The organism is Psychrobacter glacincola, assembly GCF_904846215.1.
Taxonomy (GTDB): Bacteria; Pseudomonadota; Gammaproteobacteria; order Pseudomonadales; family Moraxellaceae; genus Psychrobacter; species Psychrobacter glacincola.
On record NZ_CAJGZK010000001.1, the window covers coordinates 199,594 to 217,078 of the forward strand.

General features: G+C 42.1%; 14 protein-coding genes, 1 tRNA gene and 3 pseudogenes. 4 read left to right on the forward strand and 14 right to left on the reverse strand.

The genetic code is table 11. From position 1 onward, the window contains the following. Window positions 1-57 precede the first annotated feature (57 nt). Window positions 58-133: transfer RNA gene (locus tag JMW90_RS00725), tRNA-Arg, on the forward strand. A gap of 171 nt (window positions 134-304) precedes the next feature. Here the strand turns inward: JMW90_RS00725 and JMW90_RS00730 are convergent. Further along, a complete protein-coding gene (locus tag JMW90_RS00730) occupies window positions 305-1,921 on the reverse strand; it encodes an NAD(P)/FAD-dependent oxidoreductase (protein ID WP_201561212.1) in 1,617 nt (538 codons plus the stop codon). Between the two features lie 262 nt (window positions 1,922-2,183). Here JMW90_RS00730 and JMW90_RS00735 point away from each other — a divergent pair, with 262 nt between their 5' ends. Then, a complete protein-coding gene (locus tag JMW90_RS00735; RefSeq protein WP_201561213.1) occupies window positions 2,184-2,510 on the forward strand; it encodes a helix-turn-helix domain-containing protein in 327 nt (108 codons plus the stop codon). Between the two features lie 268 nt (window positions 2,511-2,778). On the opposite strand, the gene JMW90_RS00740 is transcribed toward JMW90_RS00735, so the two are convergent. The 3 genes and pseudogenes from JMW90_RS00740 to JMW90_RS00750 form a co-directional block, all read right to left on the reverse strand. Beyond that, a complete protein-coding gene (locus JMW90_RS00740) occupies window positions 2,779-3,360 on the reverse strand; it encodes an aldo/keto reductase (RefSeq protein WP_201561214.1) in 582 nt (193 codons plus the stop codon). A 22-nt stretch (window positions 3,361-3,382) separates the two neighbouring features. Then, window positions 3,383-4,512: pseudogene (locus tag JMW90_RS00745) on the reverse strand (RNA-guided endonuclease InsQ/TnpB family protein). 211 nt (window positions 4,513-4,723) lie between these two features. Next, the gene (locus tag JMW90_RS00750; RefSeq protein ID WP_201561216.1) at window positions 4,724-5,899 is read right to left on the reverse strand and encodes an MFS transporter; all 1,176 of its coding nucleotides are present in this window, start codon (window positions 5,897-5,899) and stop codon (window positions 4,724-4,726) included. Window positions 5,900-6,122: 223 nt separating this feature from the next. Here JMW90_RS00750 and JMW90_RS00755 point away from each other — a divergent pair. Continuing rightward, a pseudogene (locus JMW90_RS00755) lies at window positions 6,123-7,502 on the forward strand (aminotransferase-like domain-containing protein). A gap of 20 nt (window positions 7,503-7,522) precedes the next feature. Here JMW90_RS00755 and JMW90_RS00760 read toward each other — a convergent pair. The 7 genes and pseudogenes from JMW90_RS00760 to JMW90_RS00790 all read right to left on the reverse strand — a co-directional run bounded on the left by JMW90_RS00760 (window position 7,523) and on the right by JMW90_RS00790 (window position 13,140). Next, window positions 7,523-8,266, reverse strand: coding sequence for a type 1 glutamine amidotransferase (locus tag JMW90_RS00760; protein WP_201561217.1), 744 nt, complete (start codon window positions 8,264-8,266; stop codon window positions 7,523-7,525). Window positions 8,267-8,367: 101 nt separating this feature from the next. Continuing rightward, window positions 8,368-8,751 (reverse strand): annotated as a pseudogene (locus tag JMW90_RS00765) (transposase family protein); the annotation flags it as partial. An 8-nt stretch (window positions 8,752-8,759) separates the two neighbouring features. Beyond that, complete coding sequence (locus JMW90_RS00770; RefSeq protein WP_201561218.1) at window positions 8,760-9,200, reverse strand: transposase family protein; 441 nt, start codon at window positions 9,198-9,200, stop codon at window positions 8,760-8,762. Between the two features lie 110 nt (window positions 9,201-9,310). Further along, window positions 9,311-11,278: an alkaline phosphatase D family protein gene (locus JMW90_RS00775; RefSeq protein WP_201561219.1), complete on the reverse strand. Its 1,968-nt coding sequence runs from the start codon at window positions 11,276-11,278 to the stop codon at window positions 9,311-9,313. Between the two features lie 131 nt (window positions 11,279-11,409). Next, a complete protein-coding gene (locus JMW90_RS00780; RefSeq protein ID WP_338103756.1) occupies window positions 11,410-11,691 on the reverse strand; it encodes an IS630 transposase-related protein in 282 nt (93 codons plus the stop codon). A 341-nt stretch (window positions 11,692-12,032) separates the two neighbouring features. Further along, a complete protein-coding gene (locus JMW90_RS00785; protein WP_011514138.1) occupies window positions 12,033-12,311 on the reverse strand; it encodes a peptidylprolyl isomerase in 279 nt (92 codons plus the stop codon). Window positions 12,312-12,726: 415 nt separating this feature from the next. Further along, window positions 12,727-13,140, reverse strand: a complete 414-nt coding sequence (locus JMW90_RS00790; protein WP_201561220.1) for an organic hydroperoxide resistance protein — start codon at window positions 13,138-13,140, stop codon at window positions 12,727-12,729. 172 nt (window positions 13,141-13,312) lie between these two features. Between JMW90_RS00790 and JMW90_RS00795 the strand changes: the two genes are divergently transcribed. Next, window positions 13,313-14,167, forward strand: a complete 855-nt coding sequence (locus tag JMW90_RS00795) for an AraC family transcriptional regulator (protein ID WP_201561221.1) — start codon at window positions 13,313-13,315, stop codon at window positions 14,165-14,167. A gap of 409 nt (window positions 14,168-14,576) precedes the next feature. On the opposite strand, the gene truC is transcribed toward JMW90_RS00795, so the two are convergent. The 3 genes from truC to JMW90_RS00810 form a co-directional block, all read right to left on the reverse strand. Beyond that, on the reverse strand, window positions 14,577-15,359 hold the full coding sequence (truC, locus tag JMW90_RS00800; RefSeq protein ID WP_201561292.1) for a tRNA pseudouridine(65) synthase TruC: 783 nt from the start codon (window positions 15,357-15,359) through the stop codon (window positions 14,577-14,579). A gap of 297 nt (window positions 15,360-15,656) precedes the next feature. Next, on the reverse strand, window positions 15,657-16,424 hold the full coding sequence (gene fecE / locus JMW90_RS00805; RefSeq protein WP_201561222.1) for a Fe(3+) dicitrate ABC transporter ATP-binding protein FecE: 768 nt from the start codon (window positions 16,422-16,424) through the stop codon (window positions 15,657-15,659). Then, entirely contained in the window at window positions 16,424-17,455 is a 1,032-nt protein-coding gene (locus JMW90_RS00810; RefSeq protein WP_265089206.1) for a FecCD family ABC transporter permease, read from the reverse strand. Before JMW90_RS00810 ends, fecE begins: the two co-directional genes overlap by 1 nt. Window positions 17,456-17,485 lie beyond the last annotated feature (30 nt).

Consider the following 17,485-nt stretch of genomic DNA (forward strand, 5'->3'; position numbering starts at 1 on the left):
TTTACTCAGTATTTATTGCTTTTAAGAGTGCTTTTTTTTACAATATCACTCTATTATGCGCCTATAGCTCAACAGGATAGAGCAGTTGCCTCCTAAGCGATCGATCCGAGTTCGAGTCTTGGTGGGCGCACCAATTATTATATTCTTAGTTTGTTTTAAAGCCCCACAACCTTTTGGTTGTAAGGCTTTTTATTGTTTAATATGGTGTAATGGACAAAATCCATATCTTATATAACGTTTGAATGGCTCACTGTTTTGGCAGGTGACTTATCGCTATCCATCCGATAAAGATCTCAAGCCGCTCTTACTCTATATTCAACATCGATTTCGCCACAGCTTCGGCCACTTTAATGCCATCAATCCCTGCTGATAATATGCCACCTGCGTAGCCAGCGCCTTCGCCTGCTGGGAATAAGCCTTTGGTGTTAATGCTTTGGAATTCTTTATTGCGTTTAATACTTATTGGTGACGATGTTCTGGTTTCTACGCCAGTGAGTAAACCGTCGTCAGATGAAAATCCTTGGATTTTTTTATTAAACGCTGGAATGGCTTCACGTATGGCATCCACGGCAAAGTCAGGTAACGCTTTGCTTAAATCAGTTAAGGTAATGCCTGGTGTGTAAGACGGTTTTACATCGCCTAATTCTGAGTCTGGTTTACCTTTTAAGAAGTCGCCAATGGTTTGCGCTGGTGCACTGTAGTCTTTGCCGCCTAATTCAAACGCTAAGGTTTCTAGTTGTCTTTGTAATTCGATACCAGCAAGAGGGTGGTTTGGGTAATCTCGCTCTGGGTCGATGCCTACCACAATAGCACTGTTGGCGTTACGCTCGTTCCTTGAATATTGGCTCATGCCGTTAGTGACAACACGGCCTTCTTCTGATGCTGCTGCCACTACGGTGCCGCCTGGACACATACAGAAGCTATAAACAGAACGACCATTTTTACAATGATGAACCAGTTTGTAATCCGCAGCGCCAAGTATTTCGTTTCCAGCATTGTCACCAAAGCGTGCTTTGTCTATGGCTGACTGCTTATGTTCAATCCTAAAACCAATCGAGAAAGGTTTTGCTTCAACATATACGCCTTTATCATGGATCATCTCAAACGTGTCTCGGGCGCTATGGCCAACAGCAAGAATGACATGGTTGGTTTTTAAGGTTTCGCCACTATTAAGTGTCACGCCAGTTACTTTTGAGTCAGTGATATGCAAGTCGTCTACGCGAGTAGCAAAACGGACTTCACCACCGAGTTCTATGATCTCGGCACGCATTTTTTCTACCATGGTGACTAACTTATAAGTGCCTATGTGCGGTTTACTAACAAATAAAATTTCCTCTGGTGCGCCAGCTTTTACAAATTCTGTCATGACTTTACGGCCATAATGATTGGGATCTTTCACTTGGCTATATAATTTACCGTCAGAAAAGGTACCTGCTCCACCTTCACCGAACTGTACGTTTGATTCTGTGTTTAATTTACGCTGCCGCCAAAAGCCAAAGGTGTCTTTGGTGCGTTGTCTTACTTCATTACCGCGTTCAATGATAATAGGTTTAAAACCCATTTGGGCAAGGGTGAGTCCTGCCAATAAACCACAAGGACCAAAACCAATAACAACAGGACGTTCGGTTAAATCTTTTGGCGCTTGACCAACATATTTGTAGCTGGTATCTGGTGTTGCTTTAACATGGTTGTCTGACTCAAATTGAACCAGTAAATCATTGGCTAAATCCGAGTCGGTAGGTGTGATGTCTAGCGTATAAATTAATTGGATATTTCTTTTATTACGAGCATCATAACCACGTTTGAACATCACAAATGACGCCATTTGCTCAGCAGAAATTTTAAGTTTTGTCGTTATAGCAGTCGTTAGATCTTCAGGTGCATGATTTAATGGCAATTTAATTTCAGTTAAACGTATCATTGGTTACTCATAAACTCGTGTAGAAAACTGTCTCGTATTTTACTGGTACTGATACAAATAAGCGAATAAATATTTTACTGCTGTCATACGCTTATTGATGGTCTAATCAACCAGCTCTTTAGTGTCGTCATCGAATGGGATATTAAAAACTATCAAATGGATGGTAGGGCTGGCGTGGTTGTAATGAGCTTTCTTAGAATTAACTTAATAAGCATTCATATTTGAATGACTAGATGTTTAAATAACGGTTTAACACTCTTATATGACTGATTATCCTATGAATATGAGATTCGATTTTTATACGCCAAGCGAGATTGCAGATATTTTGGGCGAACGCCTAAAAACGCAGCGATTAGCGCTAAACCTAACACAAGCTACTCTAGCAGAAAAAGCAGGTGTTGGAGTCAGTACGGTTGCTCGTATTGAGGCGGGTCAAGGCGGTACACTAGATAATATTATTAGAGTCGCTATCGCACTTGGCATGATTAATCATTTTGCCCAACTTTTTGATATCACACCGACAAGTATCGAAGATATTATCGCCAAGCAAAATCCACGCCTGCGCGCCTCCAACAAAAGCGGTGAGTAACTCTATGTATCGACCAATATCTGTTGTCAATGTTTACTATCATTGTATTTAGACATAACCTCAAACCCTTTAAAATCCTTATGCACATACACATTTGTCTTTATTGATTACTTGTCATTGCCTAATAGTTACCACTACGATAGTGTTTAATAATATTAACTCACGGTAATCAAACATTATAATATCGGTATATTCCATTAGCGCCCGTACGATAGCCAAGCGCTATTTTTCACCACCTGATAAGGTTTGTATCATCAGTCTCTCTCAACTACTTCTCAATACCACCCCACCCTGCTTCTGGATAACGCTCGCCAGCAATATTACGGGGATTAAATAATTCATCCAGCTCATCTATTTGCTCGGACTTAAGCGTAATCTTTGCTGCTTGGGCATTTTCTATGAGATATTTTTCGTGAAGCGTACCCGCGATAGGAATGACATGCGGATGTTTATTTAGTAGCCATGCCAGACAAAGCTGGGCATTACTGTATTGCCATTCGGTAGTTAGCTTACTGAACTGCTTTACTATCTGCTGATTATTAGTCAGCGCTTCTCCGTTTAAGCGCGGTACAGCATGACGAAAATCATCTGCTGCCAGACTCTCAATATCAAGCTTACCGGTTAAAAAAGCTCGTCCCAATGGACTATAAGCGACAAAACTGACACCCAACTCACGACACGTCTCTAATAGCTCCTCTTCTGGTTGCCGCGACCAAAGCGAATACTCGCTTTGTACCGCTGTGATAGGATGAACAGCATGCGCTTGACGCAAAGTCGCACTCGAGACCTCTGAGAGACCGATACCGCGTATATCTCCTTGCTCCACTAAAGCGCCTAACGTCTGCATCATGTCTTCAATCGGCGTGTTGTGGTCACGGCGATGGCATTGACTTCCTCCCCTCCCTAAAAGTGAAGGGGATTCCTACTAAAGACGGCCAAGCCCGACCGCGAGTATATTTTTTGCTCCATTAACGTCCCGTTGATGGACAGTTTGACAAGAACTGCAAAACCATACTCTGACACCAAGCCCTGATCTACCTTTCGGACTGTCTTGGCGAGAGCCGCAACACGAGCAGGTTTGGGTTGTGTACGCTTCATTAACTTCAATATAGTGGCAACCTGCGTTCGCGCATTTGTAATCCAGTTGCCGCTTTATTTCAAACCAACCAGCGTCATAGACGGATTTGGCTAGTTTGCTTGAAGTGAATGATTTTGATTTTATCTTTCCAACAACGATTAAATTATTGGCTTTGACTAATTTATTGGTGAATTTATGAATCAGGTCTTGGCGGGTGTTTTTGATTTTTGCGTGAATGGCACGAACCCGCTTTTTGTTTTTAGCACGTTGGGCAATAGCCAGTTTTTCAGCGTATTGATGAGTCAGCTTAGTGGTCAAAACATCGCCATCACTACTGACTGCCGAATCTTTGCAGCCCAAATCAATACCAACCTTACCAGTACCGCATTTAGTCGTTGGAAACTCTTTAACCGTAATACAGGCGTACCAGTTGCCGCGAGAATCTTGCACCAGCTCGCAGGTATTGATGCTATAGAGCGCTAAGTTATAGCTGTCGCATACATCAATAGTGAGCTTTTTACCCTTAGCGAGGCTTAGCTGAATGGTAGATTTAAGGCTTTTCTTGCCTGATTGACCGGTTACTAGGTGTTTGATAGCGGTATTTTTAAAAGGAATCCAACCAAGATTCTTACGCTTTGATTTAGGATTATTGGTACGCCAGTTGAGTTTGGCTTTTTTGAATTGTTTGCGGCTCTTAGCATGGGTTTCAGTTATAGCTTGCAATGTTTGGCTGTGCAGATTTAGCAGCTCACCACTACCTTTTACATAAGTTGCAATATCATAAGCTGAAAAGAATTTACCAGTACGCTGCAAGTGCTTAAAACTAAGCTCATTGACGTAATTCCAGACAAAGTTAACCGATCCCGCTAAGATATTTAGCTGATTGGCGTGTTTGTCTTTGATGCGTAATTTGAGCGTCTTCATAAGATGATTATGATCTCAATGAGCTTGGTTAACAAGCTGTGTTCAATCTTATATGACAACGGTTGACACCTGATATCCACGCCCTAAAAGTGACGTGGTTTTACGGCGGTTTTTGATAAAACGACTCAATATTTACACCGCTAACTCACCATCTACTATGTACAACGCTACTCTCAGTATGATTATCAGCGAACGTTATCTCAATCAATACCTACGAATTGTTTGGTTCGAATCTTGCTCGATCAACTTTCAAAACAGACTCGCTTGCAAACAATACTAATGCTCCAAGTAATAAAAAAAATCCAAAAGCATAAAATGCAATATCAGCGCCATATTTATCGACAATCAAACCTGTAAAGATTACCGGAATACTAAACCCCATGTAAGCCATTAAAAAATAGCCAGCACTAGCACGAGCTTGCTCATTGCCAGCAGAGCGCGTTACTCCCAATAACCCGCCTAAATATACGAAACCATAACAACTACTGCTCGCTAAAAAAGCCGCTAAAAGAATTGCTGGTAGATTGGCATGCAGCGCACCCCAAGCAAGCAAAGTATAAGCAGGAATTAAAATCAGAATACCCAGTTTACATGATACCTGCGGGTCAAGCTTTCGAGCGATAGGCTGAAACAATAATCCGCAACTGATAGCAAGCATAGAGGATATTCCAGCATATCTAGCCAGTCCATGCGTGGCTAGTACTGAAGGGATGATTGATAAAACTAATCCGGTAGTCGCCCAACAAATCAAAATTCCGCCGCCATACCATATTACTTCACGATTAAAATATGGCAGCTTGAGCATTGATCCAAGTTTGTTCGAGCGCCCGTGCGCAGTCTCCTGTAATCGCCATACTAAAACTATTGATAAAAACGCACTTATTAACATGAGGAAAAAGCTAGCAGGTTGCTCTGTCTCATAAAATAACAAAGAAACTGTCGTTAATGCAGGCCCAAGACCAAAACCTATGGTTGTACTGGCAGTCACCCAAGTGGTAGCACGCGCCGTATCGGATGAGTCAATCAACTCAATCATATATGCGGTCGCTGTTGCTGCCATTAAGGCTGTGCCCACACCAAGCAACAATCGTGCTACTGCTAACGCCCTTGTATAAGGGTAAAACATCATCAGAGCAGTTGCCGCTATTGATAAACCTAAAGAAATTAAAATCGTCTTGCGTCTCCCAATTCTATCGGAGAGTCCACCAAAAGCTAATAATACCGGTATCACCCCTAACACATAAAAAGAGAATGCGACCGTGGTTGCTAAAACACCGTAGCCGTCATTACGTGCGTAAATAGCATAAAGTGGTCCTTGTATATTAACGCTAGTTGTTATCACACATAGTGCAAATGCCAGATATTTATTATATTTTCGAGTGCTCATATATAGCTGCTTTTAAAAAATTATCATTGAATTGATTGATATTAATAGTTGTCACCACTCAGGCTTTGTAGCCATATCACATCGTTTTAGGTTCAATGATTAAAACAAAAGCGCATTAGGTTATCTATATACAATCCCGTACAATTGAACAGAACTGTTTGGCATATGAAACCCATACAGTTCTTCTATTGAATTTATATATTCACGGGTTCGCTTGAAAAATATGAAACATCAATTAACACGAATTGAAATCGTCATGGCTGACGTTAAAGAAAAGATAGCAACCGTCGTCTATATGCCCGGAACACGCTTGCCCTCCGTACGGGCCGCAGCAAACAGTTACGGGTTTTCACCCTCAACGGTAGTTGAAGCTTACGAGCGCTTGCAAACAGAAGGTATTATTTACTCGCGTCCTGGCGCAGGGTTTTATGTTGCAGAGACAACAGCGCCGCTCTCATTAATAGAGTCAGGACACAATCTTGATCGCGCGGTAGATCCACTCTGGGTGTCGCGGCAATCGCTTGAGCCATCCGATAATGTACTGAAGCCGGGCTGTGGTTGGTTGCCACCAGATTGGCTTTTTGTGGAAGGTATGCGCCGCGGTTTACGACATGCGGCAAGAGGTGACACTACCGTCATCAGCGAGTATGCAACGCCGCTAGGATTGCCCGCGTTACGCCAATTACTGATACGGCGTATGGCAGGACTGGGCATCGATGCGCAGCCTTCACAAGTCATGCTGACAGAGTCTGGCACGCAAGCGATAGATTTAATCCTTCGCTTTTTATTGACCGCAGGCGATACCGTAGTCGTCGATGACCCTTGTTATTTTAACTTTCGAGCGCTATTGCGTGCTCATAGAGTCAAAGTCATTGGCGTGCCTTATACGCCGAGTGGTCCAGATGTAGATGCCTTTGCGAAAATTTTAGAAGAACACAAACCGCGCCTATATATTACCAATGCCGCCATCCATAACCCCACCGGTGCAACCTTATCACATGCTACGGCGTACCAAATATTGCAATTGGCTCAGACTGCTGGTTTATATATTATCTAAGACGATATTTTTGCTGATTTTGAAGTCACACCTGCGCCACGTCTTGCAGCATTAGACGGCTTATCACGCGTGTTTTATATTGGCAGTTTTTCTAAAACGTTATCGGCATCCTTGCGCTGCGGTTATATAGCCGCGCCGAATGAATGGGTTGAGAGTTTGCTCGATTTAAAAATAGCGACTGGTTTTGGCGGTGGGCAGTTAGCGGCAGCCGTGGTGCTATCAGCTTTAACGGATAGTGGTTATCGCAAACATATGACTACGATTCATACGCGACTTGCAAGCGCACGTTCTCATACGCTGCCACGCTTGGCAAAATTAGGAATTGTGCCGTGGCTGATACCGCAAGCAGGGATGTTTCTTTGGTGCCAGTTACCTGATGAAAATAGTGCAACCGAACTGGCCAATCGTTGTTTGTCACAAGGTGTAGTCTTAGCGCCCGGCAATGCTTTTAGTCAATCAAAAAATGCTGAGAATTTTATGCGTTTTAATGTGGCACAAATGAGTCATCCAAAAATATTTGAGGTATTGGCTCAAGCGTTGGTATAGCCAACAATACTTAGAAGTTTTCAGATACTTGATATCTTATCCAACATAACTGCTAACCATGCATTATTGTCTCCAATATATTGGTTGCCACACTCTATTATCTCAGCAGGTGATTGGACAGATTCATGATAATTATTAAGTTCGTTTTGGATTTCATCACGCCCATGCTCTACCATCTTGACCATACTCTCTTGGGTTACTTCAAAGTGACACTGCCAGCCGATAACAAAAGATCCAAGTTCTTTATGCATCGGTGTTTGGTAAATAAACCCTTGGTTAGCCCACGCATCTGATGTTGCAATAGCAGTTGCTCCCTTCGGACAGTCAAAACCATCGCCATGCCAATGAAATACAGTGAACGCTTGCTTGGGTAGTTTTTGTAGTAAAGGGTGACTCTTTCCTTCTTCTGTCAATTCAATAGGTAACCAGCCTATCTCTTTTACGCCAGAAGGCTTAACAGTGGCACCTAAACAATGAGCAATCAGCTGTGCCCCTAAACATATACCAATGACGTTCTTACTATTATCGATACTTTGTTGAATAAACTGTTTTTCATCGGCTAACCAAGGAAACTCTTGTTCATCGTGAATATTCATCGGTCCACCCATGACTATGAGCCAATCAAAAGTGTCTTGCTCTGGCAGTGATGCCTGACTATAAAATCGAGTATAGCTGATGGTATGGCCGTGGTTATTTGCCCACTGTTTAATAAAACCAAGATCTTCAAAATCAACATGAAGTAATGCATGAATACGTAGAGTCATAAAACACCTTTTTTTTAATTCTTACACTTTTTCACAACCGCAATTATTAAGCAGTACAAAGTCAAATACGGGTTATATAATTAATAGACCTCTTGCAAAAGTCATAGATTGAGCTCGAAATTAACGATACCAGCAAACAGCTTCATTCTAAGATCATAGCGCTGACGACGGTTGCGATATTTATGAGCCACGATTTTGAACAATTTGATCAAGCCTATTTTGTGTTCAACCATAATACGGAACTTTGCCAGATAATGATTCGCCTGTTTGCATATCTCTAATAACCGACCACCACGAGGTTTCTTAAATGGCGTGAAGGTTTGGTTATGTAGTTTTGCTATACCTTGATAACCACTATCTGCTAGATAGTTAGTATTCTCAGGTAACCAGTCAGGACAAGTATCTTTATAGAGCTTAAAATCGTGGATTGACCCTTTGCAGGTTTGCACATCAAGTATCAACCCTGTTTGCCAATGAACGATAACCTGCGCTTTTAATGTGTGCTGTTTTTTCTTACCGCTGTAATAGTCGCTTTGGTTTTTTTTGGACGCTCAATTGGGGTTTCGGTCGCATCAACGATGACTACCCGCCAATTGATATCGTCATCGACGCGACAGGGCAGCTTTTTGGGCAGTTCAAACTTGCCAGAATCAACCAGTACGTCTTCTACTTTACGAATAATGCGGCTGGCAGAAGACTCATGAATACCAAAGTCCATACTGATGTGGTATAGCGTTCGGTATTCACGCCAATAGGTAAGGGACAGTAATATCTGTTCCTCAAGACTAAGCGCACTTGGTCTGCCTGATTTGGTCTTGGCGGCTTCATATTGTTGCATAGCATCCAGCATTTCATGAAAGGTGGCTTTATGAATACCGGTATAGCGTTTGAAGCCTGCGTCATTTTGTTCGAGTAGCTTATCTATGTTTGGCATGATTCCTAGCCAGTTGTGAGTGTATTAGTTATTTTAAAACACTCTGCTACTTTTGCAAGAGGTCTAATAACTAATAACTAATAACTATTGATGTTTAAACGAACAATCATTTAGTCCCTCAGCTTATTTTCACCAGCAAGCACTTTGAGCGTTTGTCCCACTTCACTGCTATAAGTTTGTTTAAGTATGTCGCTGACAAATACCCATTCTGACTGACAGGATTCAGGTTTGGCAGTGATAATCATATATCCACGCTGATTCGGATTCATGTATTGCAAATCAGTAATCAATTGTGTCAGTACCGATTGTAATGTCGCTGGTGGAGTATTAGGGAGGTACTCTTCAAAACCTGGTGAGCTGACAGAACTGGTCGCAAATTCGACACCGACTGACTCACCATTTTTATTAGTCAAGTTGCTTGCCCACGCGTTGTGCGTGTCGCCAGACAATACCACTAGGTTTTTATTTAATTTTTTAGCAGCATTTAGTAGCAACTCACGTGCTGAACCATAACCGTCCCAAGCGTCGATATTATAAGGAACAAAAGGCTGTGATAAAATTGCTTGTTCTTGAACGGTTAGCTGTTCTGGAGTGGTGTCTGCTTTATGTGCCAATCCTAAATAATCACCAATAGTTAACCCAGCATTTGGATTGGCAAGGTTTAAAATGACTGGTGCAGGTAACATCATGCGTGCCATAAGTACTTGTTGACCAAATATCTGCCATTTTGCGGCTGATTGTTGCAGTTGACTCACTAGCCAGTTGCTTTGCCTTAGTCCTAACAATTGTCTTTCGGGGTCATTAGTGGCCAATGTAAAGGCATCTGCATCGATATATGGATTTCCAGTACCATCTACTTTGATAAAATCAGCATAATTAAGTTGCTCATCACGCCCAATGACTCGTGTGTCTAGCATATGCAGGCTTAGTAAATCACCAAAATCAAAGCGTCGATAGATTTCACTCTGTACCTCATTACGTATCGGCATCCACTCGTGGTAAGCGGTGACTGCTGCCAGCTTACGATCATCCCATTTTCCTTCAGTATTAGGCTGATGATTTTCGGCGCCGCCATCATAGGCATCGTTCGCCAATTCATGATCATCCCATACCGCAATCATGGGCACAGCAGCATGCAAAGCTTGCAAGTCTGGGTCTGTTTTATATTGGGCATAACGGGTGCGATACTCATTAATACCAACGATCTCCTTCTCTGGCATTACTTCACGGTCAATAGCCGATGCGTTTACCGAAGCATAGGCTGGCATGATCGCCCCTTGAGCATCCATACTGGTACGACCATATTCGTAGATATAGTCTCCTAAATGGATACAAACATCTAAATCATTGCGTTTGGCTGCATCCGCATATACATGAAAAAACCCTGCTGGATAGTTAGCACAGCTAAATACAGCCATTTTTGCGTGATTAACATTACCAACAGGCAAGGTCTTGGTTCGACCAATACCACTGGATTTTTTGTTTACTCTAAACTGGTAGTAATAAACGGTATTGGGCTCTAAAGAATCTACATCAACCTTAACGGTATAGTCATTTTTAGCGCTCGTAGTTACCTTGCCTTGCGCAACTATATTGCTCATTTGCTCGTCACGCGCTACAATCCATTCAACCGAAAATTGATGAGAACCTGTCTGTTGGGGCGTCACTCGTGTCCACAATATAACGCGATCAGATAAAGGGTCGCCACTGGCAACGCCATGTATAAAGCTAGCAACCTCATCATTCGTATGACTGCTATTTTTAGCATCATCACCACATCCTGTTAATCCTAAACCAGTCGCTCCTACCGCCGTCACACCAATCGTGTAGCCAAAACCTTGCATAAATCGCCGTCTACCCAGGCGTGTTGCATTTTGAATATTATTGTTGGGTGGGTGGTTAGAGGAGTTGGTATTAGTAGAGGATGTAGAAATAGGAGGGTTAACAGGTTGTTCTAGTGTATCAACAAAAACATTATGAATAACTTCTTTTGTTATCCCTTCATTTGCATCAACATCTTTTTCGATGTTTGTTTTTACAGTCTTATTTTTTACAGTCTTGTTATCGTGCCGACTCATGGTTCACCCTTATCTTTATTTACAGTTGTAAAAGTTTACAAATACTTTCACTGTAGCAACTCATCATTGATAGGGCTTATTATTTCTTATAAGTGTGTCATAAATATGACGACCGAACGGTTATCCTCCCTCTACCTAAATGCTTTACTGATGCCTATTGGGCTACATCTGAAACGCTGTGCCCGTTCATAGTGATAATCGTCAGGGTGGTCCTTGATATCTTGAGCTAAGGCTTCATCCTCTATTTTGTAGGGCTTGATGTCTCGAGTGGTTTTACTATGAAGACGCTTTTTCCACTTCTGGATAGTCGTGGGACTGATATCATAGAAAACGGCAGCTCCGGCAAAGGTCATGCCCTCATCTAGGCTTTTGAGGACTTGTTTACGACAATCTAGGGAGTAAGTCATGGTCATTTATAGCAGTAATCGTTTAGTTGATTTAATTTATAACATTGAGGTCAGGTGACTATGGTAGTGATAAGCCATATTAAGAGTATCAAAAACCTTCCGTCCAAAGCTTTGACATTTTAGTCAAGATTAAACTCCATACGCCTTGCTGTCGCTTGCATAGTTTGGCGATCTATCAGCTTCTCCACACAGTACAGACTGGCATGAATACCTGCGCTTATTCCTGCTGAAGCAAGCTGATATATTTGAGGTATAAGCTCATCCATAGAGTATTTGATCTGGTGTTCTTTTATGTCAATTATGGCTATGTCTGATACCAGCATATTTTTTAGAACACCACCGAATTATTATGTCCTGTAAAGCACTTTCACCACATGCCAGCCAAATTTGGTTTTCACTAAATGTGGGGTGAGGAGTTCGCCGCTAAAGCAGATTTTATCAAATGGCGGTACCATATCGCCTTGTTTAAACTCACCTAAGCTGCCGCCTTTTTTAGCTGATGGGCAGGTTGAGTATTTCTTAGCCAACACATCAAACATGTTGCCTTTTTTAAGCTTAGCAAGGATATCTTCAGCTTGTTCTTTGTCTTTTACTAAAATGTGTAATGCGCTAGCTGTACGAGCCATAAGGTAAACCCTTTATAAAATATCGATTATCGGGGCATTATATCACTACTTACCTTGGTTGCTAACCTCACTTGTCTGCGCTACTTCATCAAAAGTCATTATCTGCCTTTTGAGTGGCAGTACAATGAATCTAGCAGACGCCCATAAACAGTTTAATCTGAGCTAAAAGTAATTGGCAGCTTATGTACCGAGTGCTTATACAGTCGATTTATTAATCGCTGCTAGCCATTGTAACTTAGTCAGTGGAAGACAATGAACTGGTAGTTGTGTAAGAGGTTTAGTATTTATAATATTTTTTAAGCATTAGCTGATTCCATAAAAAATTGCTTGGCTACTCTACGTAGCCAAGCAATTTTAAATTTTATTATTATTGTGTTGTTTCTTATCGTTATTAGCTATCAAGCACGAATGCTATTTAAACAACGGTAACATGCAAGCGCACATCAACATTGCCACGAGTGGCATTAGAGTACGGGCAAACTTGATGAGCCGTCTCGATCAGATTTTGTGCTTGCGCTTCATCAATACCAGATACTTCGATAGACAGCTCTATATCTAAGTTATAGCTATTATCAGCCTTCATGCCAATACCGACTTGAGCAGATGTTTTCGAAGCAGTTACTGGTAGTTTCATTTGTTGTGCTGTCATGTTCAGCGCACTATCAAAACACGCGGCATAACCCATCGCAAACAGCTGTTCTGGATTCACACCTTCTTTGTCTTTTTCTTGAAATGATACCAAATCAAAACCGAGCGAACCATCATCAAGACCTGTATGCCCAGAACGACCACCAGTTGCTGTTGCACGAGTTTTATAAAATATTTTCATTATGTATTCCTTATTTGGATTTATTGAATATTGTTAAAATCAGACCTAATGCGTCGTGATAGGATTATTATAGAGGCGTAACCCACAATTCGTTAGAACAGTCCTACAAAACTCTTGCCTAATCCTCCAAAAATTTATACTATCAAGCAAACCTAAAAGTAAGCAAAATATCATGCAGACAAAAACCATTGAACAATTGCTTCAACTATTACCCAAAAACCAAACCATCGAATCTACTATTCCCAACTTATTCTTCTACTGTGCTGACAGACCAAGTAAAACCGTCAGCTATATTCAAGAGCCCAGTATATGTATCGTGCTGCAAGGCGAGCGTGAGATTTACTTAGGAAAAGATTGCCAAAAATTTGACAATAGCAACTTGATGTTTTGCCCTGTCGATATCCCTTTAAGTATGCATATTAAGCATGCTTCGTCAGATCACCCTGTCATTGTCTTATCAATGAAATTAAATCTTGTGATGATTCGAGAAATACTCGCTAGAATACCGCCTAAGCAACAAGTAAAAGAAGGTTACTTGGGAATAAAATGGCAATTAGATGACGCTATAATGGAAGCATTTGAGCGATTGTTAAACTTACTTGATTATCCAAATGATACTGATTTTTTGTCTTCTTTAATACAGCAAGAAATTTATTATCGCTTGCTCTCGGCACAACAAGGTCATAAGTTGCGACAGCTGGTCATCAACGGCAGTCATACCCACCGTATTGCACAAACAACCGATTGGCTAAAAGCGCATTTAGATGAACCAGTAGTGATTGCAGACTTAGCGAGCCGATGCGGTATGAGTGTCTCAGGGTTTCACCAACACTTTAAGGAGATGACACAGTTGAGTCCGCTACAGTATCAAAAAAAATTACGATTGATGGAAGCGAGGCGTCTGATTGTAATGAATGACTCTCAAATATCACAGGTTGCCATGCAAGTAGGCTATGAAAGTCCCAGCCAATTTAGCCGAGAATATAAACGATTATTTGGCAACAGTCCAAATAGTGATTTGAGTTGAAGGGTTGAAAAAACTGGTGAAGTTATTACTGCAAATGAGCATTTTTTGAAATGGTAATTTTCCAATTTAATGTCTTCCAAGTTAATGTCTACGAATTTGACAGCAAATGTCAGTTTAAGTCCTTACTATGAACTTGAAACTTCTGCTATAACGCGATAATCAGTCCTAAATAAAAGAAAGAGAAATACAAATATTATCAATCACTACTGGGGTTAATTTTTCTTGCTTGCTGTGCCTATACAGACAGAGGCTGCGAATAATTAACCCCAGTAGTGCTGTACTCCTTTAACAGTGGATCAACTATAGTGTTTTCGGTTTTTCTTATGTTAAAACCTGCTAACCACTTTAAGGTCAGCGTTTCGGCTGCTTTGATATGACTTTTGAGGATAAGCCCTAAACTTTACACTGCTTAAACTTTAGCGCTCTCTACCCAAGCAAACTCTTCCAAAATGCGCATCCATTGATCGTCTAACGCCGCTTTTAGCAACAATGGCTCACCCGTGACCGGATGGCTGAGCGCTAAACTCTGGGCATGTAGCAGCATGCGCGTGCAACCATAGTGAGTACGAAAAAATCGTGTGTGACGTATATCGCCGTGGCTGGTATCACCTACTATATGATGGAATACATGTCTCATGTGCCGACGCAGCTGATGCTTGCGCCCAGTCTCAGGTGTCAAGCGCACGAGACTATAGCGGCTCGTATCATGCTTTTTTGACACCGCAAATGGCAGCTCAACTTGTGCCAAACGTTGCCAATGGGTCACCGCCTCTTGAGCGGGTTTGTCTAAGTCGGCAAACTTATCGGCAATGGCATCGGGCTTAAAGCTCAAGGCATAATCAACGACTCCCTGCTCTGGCATATAGCCGCGCACCACAGCTAAATATTGTTTGGTAATGTTGTGTTCAGTAAAAGCCTCGGTAAGACTGCGCGCCACGGCTGGGCTTTTGGCAAACAACAACACGCCTGACGTAGGCTTGTCTAGCCTATGTACCGGAAATACATGGCAACCTACCGCATCACGGGTAAGTTGCATGGCAAAGCGCGTCTCGTCTTTATCCAGCCAACTGCGATGTACCAGTAGACCAGCCTCTTTATTAATCGCCACCAGAAACTCATCTTCATAGATAATGTCTATTTGATTAGTGATTTGATTAGCGATTTGATTGACGGTGCCGCTTTCGATATTCATGTTTTCAGTACCCATACTTTAGTTACTACAATGATATATCCGCTACCTTCTGTCTGCTATATATAGTCAAAATACCCTAAAAACGCTACGGTACTGCTGGTACAAATTTTTTGTAGCCTCTGTCTGCATGGGCACATCAAGCAAGAAAAATTGATATCAGCAGTACATAATGTGTTGATATTACTTTTCACTGGCTATATGTTCTTTTTATCGTACCCTATCAAGTCGCGTACAAAGATCTTTTAATAATTTCACTCATGTTTGCGCTGATATTGTTTGTCTATGCCATAATTTTTTCTATACATACACACACATCGGTGAGCCTGCGACAGGATCTATAATCACTTTGGCTTGTACGTCAAATATGTCAGCTAGCATGGTCTCAGTCATTACCTCAATAGGTGTTCCCATCATTTTTAATTCGCCTGACTTTAGAACCACCAATAAATCACAATATCTTGCTGCTTGGTTGAGGTCATGAAGCACAACGATAATGCTTTTGCCTTTTTCTTTTAATTCCCGAATAAGCTTCATAAGCTCTATTTGGTAGGAGATATCTAGATAAGTCGTGGGCTCATCTAGCATGATAATATCGGTATCCTGTGCTAAAACCATCGCGAGCCAAGCACGCTGCTGTTGACCGCCTGACAAAGCTTCAAGTGGCGTCTCGGCTAAAGATTGAATAGACATCTCATGCATAACGCTATCTACTATCTGGTTATCGGTAGCGCTCAGTTTGCCCCAATGTGAGACATAGGGTGTTCTGCCATACTCAACCAACTGTCTAACACTCAAGCCCTCAGGATTGGTCTGCGCTTGCGGCAATACCGATATCTGACGGGCAATCTGACGATTATTCAATTGCGCCATATCTTGTTGTCTGAGTAAAATACTGCCCGATTGAGGTTGAATCAGTCGGCATAAGCCTTTTAGTAGCGTAGATTTTCCGCAACCATTTGGACCAATCAGTCCCACAACTTTATTTTCTGGCAACTCAAGGCACAAGTTTTTAATAACACTTTGTCCACCATGATAGCCAAGCTGTAGTTCATTCACTGATAGCATTACCACCCCTTGTAGCGCGAAAGTAAAAAGATAAAATAAGGCGCACCAATCACTGAGGTCAAGACGCCAGCCGGTAGCTCAATGGGGGCAAATAAGCTGCGTGCCAATACATCTGCGGTGACTAAAATGATGGCGCCTATCAGTGCTGACGCTGGTAATAAGATGCGGTGCTGATGCCCAAAGAGCAATCGTGCGATATGCGGCGCGAGTAAACCGATAAAACTGACCGTCCCTGCCACCGATACTGCCAAACTAGCAATCACGACTGCGATGAGCAATGTGGTAAATTCTAGGGATTTTACTGACACGCCAAGATGATACGCTGTCTGCTCGCCAAGCCCCAGCACATCCAAGCGCCACGCTAAATACATACTAACGGCCATCAGTACGGCAAATATGACCGTTAGCATGGGGATATGCTGCCAGCTGCGACCCCACAAGCTACCAGTTAACCAAATCATCGCGGTGTTAATTTCAACGGGATAAATCACCAATAAAAAATTAATCCCACTGGCTAAAAAGGCACTAATGGCGACGCCAATCAGTGCCAAGCGTGCGGGCGTGGGCTGCGATATTTGTGCCAACAGCATAATAAAACTAAACGCCAGTAGTCCGCCAAGTAAGGCTGCGACAGACAACCACCACGTTGGGGCAGCAGGAAGCATAACCAGCAACAAAGTCGCGCAGAACCCTGCGCCAGCACTGATACCCATCAAGTCAGGTGATGCTAACGGGTTACGAATGACCCCTTGTACTAATGATCCTGATAGACCAAGACTTGCTCCCACTAAAATTGATAATAGCGTGCGCGGCAATCGGTGCTGCCAAACGATAAAATCCTGCTCACCGCCAAATCCTTGCTGTAAGTGTTGCCAAATTTGCCCTAGTGTTAATTCGCTGGCACCAAAAAATATGCTGCTCACACTTAAGGTGAATAGCATCACAATAATCAAGACCATCGCCCTACTTGCCGATTTACGAGAAAATAGTGAGTTTGAGCGAGATGAAGAAGCTTTAGTTTGTATCGTCATTCTTTGCTTACTTTTATTGCTTGATAGGAT